The following is a 12,308-nucleotide window of genomic DNA, read 5'->3' as shown; positions in this document are numbered from 1 at the left end:
CACGGCGAAGACCGGCCAGGACCGGCCAAGATTCGAGCGCCGCCGCGAACTGCGAGAGAGCCCCCGGCCGACGCGGCCGGGGGCTCTCGAGACTCTACTCAGTGATCAGTGTTCGCCGACCGCCGCCGCGTCGGCATTCGCCGAAGTGGCCTTGGCGGCGGTCGCGCCCGGCACCGGCAGCGCCGGGGCCTGGCAGCGGGCGTCCACGCCGGGCTTGTTCGGCGGCAGCGCGCCCCAGCCCAGGTAGGCGGAGACGAGGGTGTTCGCGCACGTGTCGCCGTTCGGGGTCAGCGCCACGCCGTGGTTGATGCCGCCGTTCTCCACCAGCAGGCGGGAGTTCGGGAAGCGCTTGTGCACCTCGACCGCGCCGGCGTACGGCGTGGCCGCGTCGTTCGTGGCCTGGACGATGAGGATCGGCGGCAGGCCCTTCTTGCCCTGGATCCTCACCGGTGTGCCGCCCGGCACGGGCCAGTACGCGCACGGCGCGTTGTACCAGACGTTGCCCCAGGTCAGGAACGTGTTGCCCTGCCGGTAGAGCTGCCAGTTGTCGTGGTCCCACTTCTTCCAGTTCGTCGGCCACTGCCGGTCCACGCACTGCACGGCGTCGTACACCGCGTAGTTGTTCTGGGTGAGGAAGTCGTCGGTGGGGAAGCCGCCCCACTGGTCGAGCAGCGGCTGCGGGTCGTGCTTGACGAAGTAGTCCGACAGCGCCTGGGCGTGGTCGAGCCAGGTGTAGTCGCGGTAGGCGTCGGCCTGGACGGTGTCGTCCAGCTCGTCGGGGCCGAGCTGCCCGTTGATCGGGTCCTTGGCGAGCGCCGCGCGGATCTTGTAGTAGTTCGCCTTCACCGCGGCGTGCGTGGCGCCGAGGTGGTAGACCGCGTCGTACTTGGCGATCCAGGTCAGGAAGATCTCGAAGCGCTTCTGGAACGCCACGTCCTGGTCGAGGTTGACGTCGTACCAGACGCCGCTGGGCCGTACGACGCTGTCCAGGACCATGCGGCGGACGTGCGTCGGGAACAGCGACGCGTAGACCGACCCGAGGTAGGTCCCGTAGGAGTAGCCGTAGTAACTGATCTTGTGCTGGCCGAGCGCCTTGCGGATCGAGTCCATGTCGCGCGCCCAGTTGGCGGAGGTCTGGTACTTCAGCGCGGAGCCGTACCGCCGGCCGCAGTCCTGGGCGTACTTCCTCGCCTTCGCCCGCCACGCCAGCTCCTCGGCCTTGGAGCCCGGCGTGTAGTCGGGCCGGGCCTTGCCGGGCGCCTGGAAGGACGGGTCGCAGATGATGCCCTTGCCGGTGCCGTCGATGGAGCTCGCGCCGACGGCGCGCGGGTCGAAGCCGATCCAGTCGTACGTCGCGCCGACCGACGTCGGCAGGCCGTACGTCCCCTTGGCGAACCGGGTGGGCAGGTCGCGCCCGTGCCCGCCGGGGCCGCCCCGGTTCAGCAGGACGACACCCTGGTAGTGCCGGGTGTCGGTCGCCTTCGCACGGGTCAGCGCCAGCGTGATCTGGCGGCCGTGCGGATGGGCGTAGTCGAGCGGGACCCGCAGGGTGCCGCACTCCAGGCCCTGCAGTTTCTGGCCCTCGATCGGGTCGTTGTCCGGGCACGGCGTCCAGGCGATCCCGGCGGCCACGGCCCGGGCGGACTCTCCGGCCGGGGCGGGCGTCGGTGTCGCGCCGGCGGCCACCGCCGGACCGACACCGGTGACGGTCAGGCCGATCGCGGCCGTGACCACTACGAGCTTCTTCACTGGTCCCCTCCTGCGCGCGGCTCCCCACTGAGCCCCGCAATTCGGTGGATGCCGGGGCATTGTGCGCGTGTGACAGGTGGGGCGATCAAGGGTCAGGGATCAAGGATGCAGAATCGTGACAAATACCGAAACGTCCGTATTGGCGGCGGACGAGGTAACTCATCAGCGCATCAGAAAAGGCGACGGCCCTTCCGGAGTAATTCCGGAAGGGCCGAAAAAGGCGTGTGTAAAGGTGTCAGGACACGGCGACGTCGGCGCCGGGGCCGTCGCCGGTGACGTCGACGCCCATCTCCTCGGCGATCCGGACGGCCTCCTCGATGAGGGTCTCGACGATCTGCGACTCGGGCACCGTCTTGATGACCTCGCCCTTCACGAAGATCTGCCCCTTGCCGTTCCCGGATGCCACGCCGAGGTCGGCCTCGCGCGCCTCACCCGGGCCGTTCACGACGCAGCCCATGACCGCCACCCGCAGCGGGACCGGGAAGTCCTTCAACGCCGCGGTGACCTCGTCGGCCAGGGTGTAGACGTCGACCTGGGCGCGGCCGCAGGAGGGGCAGGAGACGATCTCCAGGCCGCGCTCGCGGAGGTTCAGCGACTCCAGGATCTGGATGCCGACCTTGACCTCCTCGACCGGCGGGGCCGACAGCGAGACCCGGATCGTGTCCCCGATGCCCTCGGCCAGCAGCGCGCCGAACGCCACCGCCGACTTGATCGTGCCCTGGAACGCCGGACCCGCCTCGGTGACGCCGAGGTGCAGCGGGTAGTCGCAGCGGGCCGCCAGCTGACGGTAGGCGTTGATCATCACGACCGGGTCGTTGTGCTTGACCGAGATCTTGATGTCCCGGAAGTCGTGCTCCTCGAACAGGGAGCACTCCCACAGCGCCGACTCGACGAGCGCCTCGGCGGTCGCCTTGCCGTACTTCTCCAGCAGGCGCTTGTCCAGCGAGCCGGCGTTCACGCCGATGCGGATGGGGATGCCCGCGTCCTTGGCGGCCCGGGCGATCTCACCGACCTTGTCGTCGAACTTCTTGATGTTGCCCGGGTTCACCCGCACCGCCGCGCAGCCCGCGTCGATCGCCGCGAAGACGTACTTGGGCTGGAAATGGATGTCGGCGATGACCGGGATCTGAGACTTACGGGCGATCGCGGGCAGCGCGTCGGCGTCGTCCTGAGACGGCACCGCCACGCGTACGATCTGGCAGCCCGAGGCGGTCAGCTCCGCGATCTGCTGCAGCGTCGCGTTGACGTCGGAGGTCAAGGTGGTGGTCATCGACTGGACCGACACCGGCGCGTCGCCGCCGACCGGCACATTGCCCACCATGATCTGCCGCGACTTGCGACGCGGGGCGAGCGGCCTCGGTTTGGCCTGCGGAATTCCAAGATCGACGGTCATCGGCAACGCGGCGTGGAGCTGACGCTCCGGTGCGCCGCGCCCTCCTTCCAGTGGGTGCTCGGCATTGGTCCCAAGCCTAGGCAACCCGGGGGGATGCTGCACACGCGAGGGCTTACTGGGGGAGTTTGAGTGGATTTATCAGGTCGGCGAGTATCAGCAGAACACCCAAGCCCACCAGCAGGACGACGAAGGCGTACGTCACCGGCATCAGCTTGGTGAGGTCGACGGGCCCCGGATCGGGCCGGCCCCGTATCCGGAAGATCCATACCTTGATCCGTTCGTAGCAGACCACCGCCAGGTGACCGCCGTCCAACGGCAGGAGCGGGAAGAGGTTCAGCAGCCCGACGAAGAGGTTCAGCGAGGAGACCAGCAGCAGGAACATGCCGAGCTTCGCGCGCCAGCTGTCGCTGGAGGAGAACACCTGCCCCGAGGTCTCGGCTCCGCCTACGATGCTGCCCGCCTGGCCGCCCGGCGTGTTGGCCCGCTCGCGGGAGAACAGCTTCGGGATCGCCTTCGGCACGTCCACCACGATCCCGCCGATCGCGACCGTCATCTGACCCGTGAGCCGGCCCGCGAACCGCACCGCCGCGACCGGGCCCATCGTCCGGATGCGCGGCACCGGCTCGACCCCGAGGTAGCCGTGGCCGGCCAGCCGCCCGATCCGGACCGTCACCGTACGCCGGGCACCGTGCCGCTCGACCACGACCGGCACGCTCTCCCCCGGCCGGGTCCCCTGGATGAGGCGGGACAGGCCGTTCCAGTCGCGGACCGGCGTCCCGGCGAAGGACACGACCCGGTCGCGCGGCCGCAGGCCCGCCACCGAGGCGGGTGACACCGGGTCGCGGTCCGTGCAGACCGCGCCGCTGACCGGCACGCAGGGCGAGACCCGGCGGACGGCGGTGGTGGCGTTTCCGGTGTCCGGGATTCCCACCGCCGCCGCGAGGACGACCAGCAGCACGAACGCCAGGACGATGTTGATCACGACGCCCGCCACGATCACGATCACCCGCTGCAACGCCGGCCGGCGATAGAACGCCCGCGCCTCGTCGGCCGGGTCGATCTCCTCCAGCGGGGTGTAGCCGACGATCTTCACGAAGCCGCCGAGCGGGATGGCCTTGACCCCGTACTCGGTCTCGCCCCGGCGGCGCGACCACAGGGTCGACCCGAAGCCGACGAAGAACTGCGTCGCCTTCATGCCGAAGCGCTTGGCCGTCAGGAAGTGACCCGCCTCGTGCAGCACCACGGAGAGGAGCAGCGCGAGGACGAAGGCCAGCGCTCCGAGCAGATAGGTCAACCAGACGTCAGCTCCCGTGCTCGCGTCCGTGCCCACCGATCGGCGGCGAGCACGTCGTCCACGGTGAGCCCGCCGCCGGAATCCTCCCTGTTCAGGGGACCCGGAGCGGTCATGTGCTCGGACACTACCCGCGCGACCGTGTCGACAATCGCCGAAAACGCCAGCCTTCCGGCGAGGAAGGAGGCGACGCACTCCTCGTTCGCGCCGTTGTAGACGGCCGGGGCGGTGCCGCCGGCCGAGCCGACCTCCCGCGCCAGGCGCACGGCGGGGAACGCCTCGTCGTCGAGTGGGAAGAACTCCCAGGTCTGCGCCCGGGTCCAGTCGAGGGCGGGCGCCACGTCGGGCACCCGGTCGGGCCACGCGAGGCTGAGGGCGATCGCCAGGCGCATGTCCGGCGGGCTCGCCTTGGCGAGCGTCGCCCCGTCGACGAACTCCACCATCGAGTGCACGATCGACTGCGGGTGCACCACCACCTCGATCCGGTCGAACGGCACGTCGAACAGCAGATGGGCCTCGATGACCTCCAGACCCTTGTTGACCAGCGTCGCGGAGTTGACGGTGACCAGCGGCCCCATCGCCCAGGTCGGATGGGCGAGGGCCTGCTCGGGTGTCACGTCGGCCAGCTCGGCGCGCGTCCGTCCCCGGAACGGGCCGCCGCTCGCGGTCACGACGAGGCGGCGCAGCTCACCGCGCGTGCCGCCGCGCAGGCACTGGGCCAGCGCGGAGTGCTCGGAGTCGACCGGCACGATCTGGCCCGGCTTGGCCCGTCGTTTGACGAGCGGGCCGCCGATGATGAGCGACTCCTTGTTCGCCAGCGCGAGGGTGCGCCCGGCGTCGAGCGCCGCGAGGGTCGGCCGCAGGCCGGCCGCGCCCTCCACGCCGTTCAGCACGACGTCGCACGGCCAGGCGGCGACCTCGGCGATCGTGCCCGGCCCGGCGAGGAGCTTGGGCAGGCGGTACTCCCCCGCGGAGTAGCCCCGTTTCTGTGCCTCGGCGTACAGGGCGAGCTGGAGGTCCTCGGCCACCGACCCCCGGGCGACGGCGACCACGTCGGGTCGCAGGTCGAGGACCTGGCGGGCGAGCAGGTCGACCCGGCCGCCACCGGCGGCCAGTCCGACCACCCGGAAGCGGTCGGGGTTCCGGCGGATCACATCGATGGCCTGGGTGCCGATCGATCCGGTCGAGCCGAGGATCACGACGTCTCGGCGGGCTGCTGCGGACGGGCTGTCGTCGGGCATCACGCCCCCATTGTCCCCCGTCCCCCGCGTCCGGCGGGCTCGAGTCCGCCCCGACCGACTCGAGTCCCCCGACCAACGCGCATCCCCCGACCAACCGACCCCGACCGACCTCCCGGCCCCGACCCACCTCCCGGCCCCGACCGGTCTCCCGGTCTCACCCGCAAATCGGGATGAGCCCTGCAATGTCGCAATTCCTGTGCGTAGTCAACCGAACACGCTTCGCGCTAGGGTTCCGGCGACCGTCTCACGATCGCGGCCGCCTCCCCCATGACGGCCGCAGAAGGGCACCAGGGTCATGACGAAGTCCCCCCGCCTCGCGGCCGTGTCCGTGCTCACCGGCGCGCTCCTGTCCATTCCCCCGCTGCCCGCGTCGCAGGCCGACGCGGCACGCCCCGCCGACCGAGCCGGGAGCCCGGGCCCGTCCGACGCCGCCTCGCCACAGGCGGCGCCCGGCCTCGGGCTCCCCGGACCGTCCCGCGGCCGTGCCCGACCCGGCGAGCCCGTCGGCCGTCCGCGCCTGTCGCCTCCGGGCCCGGGCACCGGCGGCCTGACGCCGGCCGTCCACCTGCTGGCGGAGTCCCGTACGGACCGGGAGCGGCTCATGCGGTGGTGGACGCCCGCCCGCATGCGCCGGGCCCTCCCGCTCGACGGTCTCGTCGCCGGGGAGCCGGCGGGACGGCCCGTCCTGGGCGGGCGCCCCGCCGAGACCCCGGCGTCGGCGCCGTCCACCGGCGCGGCCTGGACGTCCGGCGGCAAGGTCGCCCGGACCACGGGGCGGGTCTTCTTCACGTACGCGGGGCGGCCGGCGTCCTGCTCCGGAGACGCGGTGGCCGGCGCGAGCCAGAGCACGGTGATCACCGCGGGGCACTGCGTCCGGCTCGACGGCGCCTGGCACACGGACTGGGTGTTCGTCCCCGCCTACCACGACGGGCAGGCGCCGTACGGGAAGTGGACGGCGACGCGGACGCTCACCACTCCGCAGTGGGAGGCCCGCGAGGACCTCGACTACGACGTGGGCGCCGCGATGGTGGCTCCGCAGGACGGCCGGACGCTGACGAGCGTCGTCGGTGGTCAGGGCATCGCGTTCAACCAGCCGCGCCACCGGCCGATGTACGCCTTCGGCTATCCCGCCGAGGCCCCGTACGACGGGTCGAGGCTGGTCTACTGCAGCGGCACCACGAAGGACGACAAGAAGACCCACGACGTCGGGCTGACCTGCGACATGACCGCCGGGTCCAGCGGCGGCCCCTGGTTCCTCGGCTTCGACGCCCGGACCGGCGCCGGCACGCAGAACTCGGTCAACTCCTTCAAGTACGACGCGGCGCCGAAGGACATGTTCGGGCCGTATTTCGGCGCCGCCGTCAAAGCCCTCTACGACAAAGCACAGAACACCTGATCGAGGGCATGGCTTTACCGGAAGTCATCATGCGACCACGCACGGTCATGCAGACTTTCGACCCATGTCCAAGGCCGCCCGCATCACCTACGCCGTGTCCACCGTCGGTGCCGTCCTCGGCACGCTCGGCGCCGGGGTCTCCCAGCCCGGGCCGGGCGTGGCCGGGGTGACCGACCACGTGATCGCCATCAGTCGGTCAGCGACCCTGCGGTACTGGACCGTCCGGCGGATGCGGCGCGCCCTCACCCCGCCCGAGCGGGTGCGCCGGGAGCCGGCGGTCACCGGGCCGCGTTCGCCCGCCGGCCTCCGGTCGGCCGCGGTGACCGACGTGGCTCCGGCGGCCGCGACGCGACCGGAGATCCCGCCGACCGCGGCCGGGGCTCCCGTCACCGACCCTGCGGACCGGCACACCGGCCAGAGCAGCCCTGGGACGGCCTGGGCCTCGCCCGGCGCGGTGCGCGCCACCACGGGGAAGGTCTTCTTCACCATCAACGGCGCCGACTTCGTGTGCTCGGCCGGCACGGTCAACGGCGCCAACCGCGACGTCGTCGTCACGGCCGGCCACTGCGTGCAGGACGCCGCCGGTGTCTGGGCCCGCAACTGGATCTACGTGCCCGGGTACGACCAAGGCAGCCGGCCGTACGGCGCGTTCACCGCTCGGCACGTGTTCGTGCCGAGCGCGTGGTCGGCGAGGCACGACGAGAACCATGACGTGGCGATGGTGGCGCTGGCGACGGCCGGCGGGCGCCACGTCGCCGACGTGGTCGGCGCCCAGAACCTCGCGTTCGACCAGCCGCGGGGCTCTCTCGTGTACGGCTTCGGCTACCCGACGGGCGGCCACTACGACGGCGAGCGGCTGGCCTACTGCAGTGGCGTGCCTCGTCCGGACACGCATCGGCTGACCCAGGACCAGGGGTTGCGCTGCGACATGTCCGAGGGTGCCAGCGGAGGGCCGTGGCTGGCCCGTTTCAACGCCACGACGGGCACGGGCGTGGTCACCTCGGTCAACAGCTTCAAGTACTCCGACGACCCGGCCACGATGTACGGGCCCTATTTCGGCGCCGCCGTCCGCCGGATCTACGAGCAGGCACAGCACGCGTGACCGTGGCCCGACAGCATGAACGGCGGGGACGTCTCCCCGCCGTTCTGTTCAGCGCCCCCCGTCAGGGGCGCTTCGTGCGTCCCCCGTCGGGGACGCTTCGCGCACCCCCCGTCAGGGGCGCGTGTCCTCCTCGTCGCCCGCCCCGGTTTTCTGAGTGGCCCTGGGAACCGTCAGGGCCGCCTCCTTCCCGCGCGAGCGCTTCAACTTGTCGATCACGGCCCGCACCTTGGCCGTGAGGCCTCCGCCGTACCGGGCCATGATCTGCTCTTCGAGCTGCGGCCTGATCGTGGCCCTCTGGTCGGGGGCCACCACCTCCCCTTCGGAACCCTTCTCGGCCTCCTCGGAGCCGATGGCCGCCGCCATGGACCCCATCGCGGACGACGCCGCTTCGGCCGCGACGTTCTCCTCCTCGGTCTTGGACGATCCCAGGAGGAAGACCGCCGACACACCCCCCACGAAGATCAACAGGTTCGCGATGACCGGCCAGGTCGACGTGGCCTGGTGGATCACCGCGATCTGCACGAGCAGGCTGATCGGCGACCCCAGCGGCTGAAGGGCCGCGTACACGGAGTCGGACAGCCGGCTCGCGGCGAAGACGTTGAGCAGCGTGGGCAGCGCCATCCAGGTGAAGCCCAGCAGGGCGATCAGACCGAACAGCCGCCAGTCCGTCCATCCCCAGTCGAGGGGGTGCCCCGTGACGATGGACGCGATGTAGGCACCCCCCAGGAGAAGCACCCCGCAGACCGGATGCGTGATCGCCGCGGTCGCCATGCCCTCCTTCCTGTTCGCCGCCTTCTGGAAGAGCCACGTGAAGGTCCCTTGCGCGACCGCTCCCAGGCCGGCGACGAGGATGCCGTTGAACGAGCCGTGCCCCTGGCTGGACGACAGCAGGAACACCGCGAACCCGCCGAGGGTCAGGATGGCCGGGAACACCCAGCCCCTTCCCTTCGAGTGCAGGATCATCACCACGAGCGTGCCGAGCCCCATGATCGGGACGACCGTTCCCACCGGGACCATCGCGCTCGCGGTCGCGAAGGCAACGGTCGTCGCGGCGCTCGCGACGCCGGTGCCGACTCCGAGCCACCAGAAGGTGGAGTCCTTGCCCCGCAGCCTGCCGGTCGAGGCGGCCACGCTGAAGAACAGCGCCCCGGAGAAGAGCGTCGCGAACCCCATGGGGACCACGCCCCCCATGGCGCTGAGCTTGCCCCCCGCAACCCCCGAGCACACAAGCGAGGTCAGGGCGGCTGCCAGGCCGGCGAGCATGGCCCGCCGGAGTTTGAACTGAGCCGTCACCGCCGCGCGAAGCAGCAGCAACGGAACGGTGACCAGCCGGAAACGGTAGTCCCGCCACCGGTGGTTCCGCGTTTTAGCGCCGCGCAGAGCGGCCCTGAAACGTGACATTTGATGTCTCTCTTCGTTGTCACGGTGCAGGGAGCTCAGGCGACTGCCGGCTCCCTGTCACCTATGAATGGATGACAGCAGAGCCGGATGCTCTTTTTTTCAGTTGTGTTGCGATCTTAATGATCAGATCACCCGGTGGGAAGAGGCGTGATCTTAGTGCAATGTCACAGCACGGCGGACCCCCGTCGCCCGGCGTTACAGAATCACGTCGGCCGCCACGCCCGACCGCGGCGTCAAGCCCCCGAAAAGCAGAAGCGGCCCCCCTGAGGGGGGCCGCTCGACGTGCTAGGGGGCTGGGTCAGGAGCCTGACCCGTTGTCAGCGCTACTGACCCCTGCGCGGGGGGCGGGTCAGGGCGGGCATGCCGCCGTGGTCGCCGTTGCCCTGGGAACCGCCGCTGCCCTGGGAACCGCTGCGGCCCTGGGAACCGCCCTTGCCCTGGGAGCCGCCCTTACCGTTCGTCATTGTCGGTTTCCTTCCTTTGCGTTGTTCGTGCCCACGTGCAGCACGCTCGGGAAGTACCGTGCGCGGTTCGGTCTCCGGCGCAATGGTCCGTGATCGTTTTTCTGCCTCGCATGCCGGAGCCGGTCGTCCCCGGACAGTACGAGGCGGCCTCTCCAAAACGAGCGGCCCCGCGCTGACCGCGCGGAACGACAAACCGGGAGACGAACACATGTCGAACGACACCCAGACCACGCCCGAGAGGGCCACCGTGCGGATCACCGGGCGGGAGATGGTGAAGGACACCGAGGTCGCGTTCACGCTGACCGTCCGCTCCGAGGAGCTCCAGCTCCTGACCGACAAGGAGCTGATCGAGTTCCTGGTCAACATGACGCGGGCCGCGACCTCCACGGGCGTGCGGCTCACGTCCCTGCAGCGTAAGGGTCGGGAACTGCTGCCCGAGAACGAGGTCGAGGTGCATGACGGCCGTCCGGTCATCGAGCTGGACGGACGGATGCCCCTCGACAACATCGAGCTCGCGCTCACGATCGTGCTCAGCTTCGAGGAGCCCGAGGCGATCACCGCGGACGAGCTGGCCATGCTCGTGCCCGTCGCGGCCAACGGGACGGAAGCGTGGGGCCTGCAGGTCACCTCGTTCCGGTATCACGGCGAGTAGCTCCGGCCGCAGACGAGCTGACGCTCGTGCCCTTCCCTGAGCTGACCGGGGAGGGGTGAACGCGCTGGGTGTCCCGGCGGTGACACGACGACAACGTCGTGATCCCGCCGGGACGCTCTCTCCCGTGACGCATCCGCTACCGCTCGGGTGCCGAGACGCCTCCGAGTGCGGTCACACGCCCAGACGTACGCCGCCGGCGCCAGGAGAGGGCGGTCCGTCAGGGATTGTTCTCGTGCCAGAGGCGTTTCATCGTCTGCTGCGCCTCGGCAGGCGAGTCGAAGACGCGGGGAGCGCGGTCCAGAACCGTCTTCAGGTCGTCGGCGGAGCAGACCCACACGCCCTTCGGCGTCGCGAAGGGCCGGTTCATCATCCCCGGGACGCAGACGACCGCCAACACGGGCTTGCGGCCGAGCGCGCGGGACAGCCGCCGGGCCTGGAAGGCGGCCTGCCCGGTCGGGTTCTTCGGCAGCACGCGCCGTCCCACCCGCATGGTGTCGCCCTCGACGAAGACCTCGCCGTGCCCGGTCTTCACCTCGACGGCCGCGGCACCGCCGGTCGAGGTGAACACCACCGCGTCGCAGTCGCCGCCCCGGTCCGCGAGCTTGATCGAGTACCCCGCCGCGATCGAGCCGGTGCGTCGGATCACCGTCCGTACCTCCCGCTCGGAGCGGGCGCCGATCGCGGCCTTGCCCGCCTGCCGCAGCATCCGCCGGGAACGCGCCCACGTGTACCAGCAGCCGCCGGCCGCGGCCACCGCCACGACGACCGCCAGCGCCCGCAGTGGGGCGACGCCGGTGTACACGGCCCCGATGAGAGAGCCGACCGCGACGAGGGCCAGCACCACCGCCGCGGCCCCGTACAGGGTGCCCTCTCCGCGCCGCTTCCACTTCTGCCGGCTGACGTAACCGCCGGCGTCTCCGACCTCATACATGGGCGTTGTTCCCTTCGGGGAACAGCCAGCCGCGCAGAGTGGCCGCCGCCCGGCTCTGGATCAGCACGTGGCCGGGGCCGTGGAACTCGCCGACCCACAGCTCACCGGTGAGCACGGCCTTGAGCGGTCCGCCGAGCGGCCCGCTCTTCATCTTCATCCCCGCGGACCACGCCACCAGGTGCCCGGAGTCGACGATCAGGTGCTCCCCGCGCGGGACCTCGATGTGCTCGATGCCGCCGTACGTGGCGAGGGCGACCTGGCCGGTGCCGGTGAGGCCGACCGCGGTCAGCCCCTCATGCATGAGAAGCGGTGTCGTACCGGACGAACGGGTCGTGACGTCCACTGTGGGGGCATAGGCGAGAACCGAGCCGGTCTGCGCCTTGAGCGGGCCCGTCTGACCGACGTCCAGCACGGCGATGTCACCCGGGAACGGCGGCACGGCCCGTACCCAGCCTCCCCCGCGGCGGCTCGCGGTGTACTTGGCGACGACCAGGGTCTGCTCGGTGAGCAGCTTGCGGGTCAGCCCCCTGGCGAGGCCGCCGCCCCCGAACGTCGCCGTCACCGACACGTTGCCGGAGAGCGCGGCCATGGAAGATCGTTCGACGAAGACCGATTCACCCGCGGCCAGCCGGCAGACCGCGGCGGCATAGGCCGGTCCGCACGTGACATCGATGTGCATGAGGTTCTC

At 70.9% G+C, this 12,308-nt stretch carries 11 protein-coding genes; 3 read left to right on the top strand and 8 right to left on the bottom strand.

Annotated features, from left to right (window positions below):
* Positions 1 to 105: 105 nt before the first annotated feature.
* The 4 genes from AB0L00_RS26165 to dxr form a co-directional block, all read right to left on the bottom strand.
* Positions 106 to 1,749 (bottom strand): alpha/beta hydrolase, encoded by a 1,644-nt coding sequence (locus tag AB0L00_RS26165; RefSeq protein ID WP_364439190.1) that lies wholly within the window; start codon positions 1,747 to 1,749, stop codon positions 106 to 108.
* 235 nt (positions 1,750 to 1,984) lie between these two features.
* Complete coding sequence (ispG, locus tag AB0L00_RS26160; protein ID WP_364439187.1) at positions 1,985 to 3,142, bottom strand: flavodoxin-dependent (E)-4-hydroxy-3-methylbut-2-enyl-diphosphate synthase; 1,158 nt, start codon at positions 3,140 to 3,142, stop codon at positions 1,985 to 1,987.
* 112 nt (positions 3,143 to 3,254) lie between these two features.
* The gene (locus AB0L00_RS26155) at positions 3,255 to 4,436 is read right to left on the bottom strand and encodes a site-2 protease family protein (protein ID WP_364439184.1); all 1,182 of its coding nucleotides are present in this window, start codon (positions 4,434 to 4,436) and stop codon (positions 3,255 to 3,257) included.
* Positions 4,433 to 5,674: a 1-deoxy-D-xylulose-5-phosphate reductoisomerase gene (gene dxr, locus AB0L00_RS26150; protein WP_345362479.1), complete on the bottom strand. Its 1,242-nt coding sequence runs from the start codon at positions 5,672 to 5,674 to the stop codon at positions 4,433 to 4,435. The genes AB0L00_RS26155 and dxr overlap by 4 nt, the downstream gene beginning before the upstream one ends.
* Positions 5,675 to 5,969: 295 nt before the next feature.
* Between dxr and AB0L00_RS26145 the strand changes: the two genes are divergently transcribed.
* Positions 5,970 to 7,070 (top strand): peptidase, encoded by a 1,101-nt coding sequence (locus tag AB0L00_RS26145; protein ID WP_364439182.1) that lies wholly within the window; start codon positions 5,970 to 5,972, stop codon positions 7,068 to 7,070.
* A gap of 64 nt (positions 7,071 to 7,134) precedes the next feature.
* Complete coding sequence (locus AB0L00_RS26140) at positions 7,135 to 8,172, top strand: trypsin-like peptidase domain-containing protein (RefSeq protein WP_364439179.1); 1,038 nt, start codon at positions 7,135 to 7,137, stop codon at positions 8,170 to 8,172.
* A gap of 111 nt (positions 8,173 to 8,283) precedes the next feature.
* Here AB0L00_RS26140 and AB0L00_RS26135 read toward each other — a convergent pair whose 3' ends face one another.
* Positions 8,284 to 9,573 carry a DMT family transporter gene (locus tag AB0L00_RS26135; protein WP_364439176.1) on the bottom strand — a complete coding sequence of 430 codons (1,290 nt, stop codon included), beginning with the start codon at positions 9,571 to 9,573 and terminating at the stop codon, positions 8,284 to 8,286.
* A 323-nt stretch (positions 9,574 to 9,896) separates the two neighbouring features.
* Positions 9,897 to 10,037, bottom strand: a complete 141-nt coding sequence (locus AB0L00_RS26130) for a hypothetical protein (RefSeq protein WP_364439173.1) — start codon at positions 10,035 to 10,037, stop codon at positions 9,897 to 9,899.
* A gap of 208 nt (positions 10,038 to 10,245) precedes the next feature.
* Here AB0L00_RS26130 and AB0L00_RS26125 point away from each other — a divergent pair, with 208 nt between their 5' ends.
* Complete coding sequence (locus AB0L00_RS26125; protein WP_364439170.1) at positions 10,246 to 10,689, top strand: hypothetical protein; 444 nt, start codon at positions 10,246 to 10,248, stop codon at positions 10,687 to 10,689.
* Positions 10,690 to 10,906: 217 nt separating this feature from the next.
* On the opposite strand, the gene AB0L00_RS26120 is transcribed toward AB0L00_RS26125, so the two are convergent.
* Both AB0L00_RS26120 and AB0L00_RS26115 read right to left on the bottom strand, forming a co-directional pair.
* Positions 10,907 to 11,620 (bottom strand): NERD domain-containing protein, encoded by a 714-nt coding sequence (locus tag AB0L00_RS26120; protein WP_364439167.1) that lies wholly within the window; start codon positions 11,618 to 11,620, stop codon positions 10,907 to 10,909.
* Positions 11,613 to 12,299, bottom strand: coding sequence for a TIGR00266 family protein (locus AB0L00_RS26115; RefSeq protein WP_345361471.1), 687 nt, complete (start codon positions 12,297 to 12,299; stop codon positions 11,613 to 11,615). The genes AB0L00_RS26120 and AB0L00_RS26115 overlap by 8 nt, the downstream gene beginning before the upstream one ends.
* Between the last annotated feature and the right edge of the window lie 9 nt (positions 12,300 to 12,308).

The organism is Actinoallomurus sp. NPDC052308, from assembly GCF_040679195.1.
Taxonomy (GTDB): Bacteria; Actinomycetota; Actinomycetes; order Streptosporangiales; family Streptosporangiaceae; genus Actinoallomurus; species Actinoallomurus liliacearum.
The sequence above is the reverse complement of the archived record's forward strand: the minus strand, read 5'-3'. Positions and strand labels throughout refer to the sequence as shown.

Excerpts from the sequence above, each read along its gene's own strand:
- ispG (WP_364439187.1), bottom strand. The coding sequence starts at position 3,142 with ATGACCGTCGATCTTGGAATTCCGCAGGCCAAACCGAGGCCGCTCGCC.
- dxr (WP_345362479.1), bottom strand. The coding sequence starts at position 5,674 with ATGCCCGACGACAGCCCGTCCGCAGCAGCCCGCCGAGACGTCGTGATC.
- AB0L00_RS26145 (WP_364439182.1), top strand. The coding sequence starts at position 5,970 with ATGACGAAGTCCCCCCGCCTCGCGGCCGTGTCCGTGCTCACCGGCGCG.
- AB0L00_RS26140 (WP_364439179.1), top strand. The coding sequence starts at position 7,135 with ATGTCCAAGGCCGCCCGCATCACCTACGCCGTGTCCACCGTCGGTGCC.
- AB0L00_RS26135 (WP_364439176.1), bottom strand. The coding sequence starts at position 9,573 with ATGTCACGTTTCAGGGCCGCTCTGCGCGGCGCTAAAACGCGGAACCAC.
- AB0L00_RS26130 (WP_364439173.1), bottom strand. The coding sequence starts at position 10,037 with ATGACGAACGGTAAGGGCGGCTCCCAGGGCAAGGGCGGTTCCCAGGGC.
- AB0L00_RS26125 (WP_364439170.1), top strand. The coding sequence starts at position 10,246 with ATGTCGAACGACACCCAGACCACGCCCGAGAGGGCCACCGTGCGGATC.
- AB0L00_RS26120 (WP_364439167.1), bottom strand. The coding sequence starts at position 11,620 with ATGTATGAGGTCGGAGACGCCGGCGGTTACGTCAGCCGGCAGAAGTGG.
- AB0L00_RS26115 (WP_345361471.1), bottom strand. The coding sequence starts at position 12,299 with ATGCACATCGATGTCACGTGCGGACCGGCCTATGCCGCCGCGGTCTGC.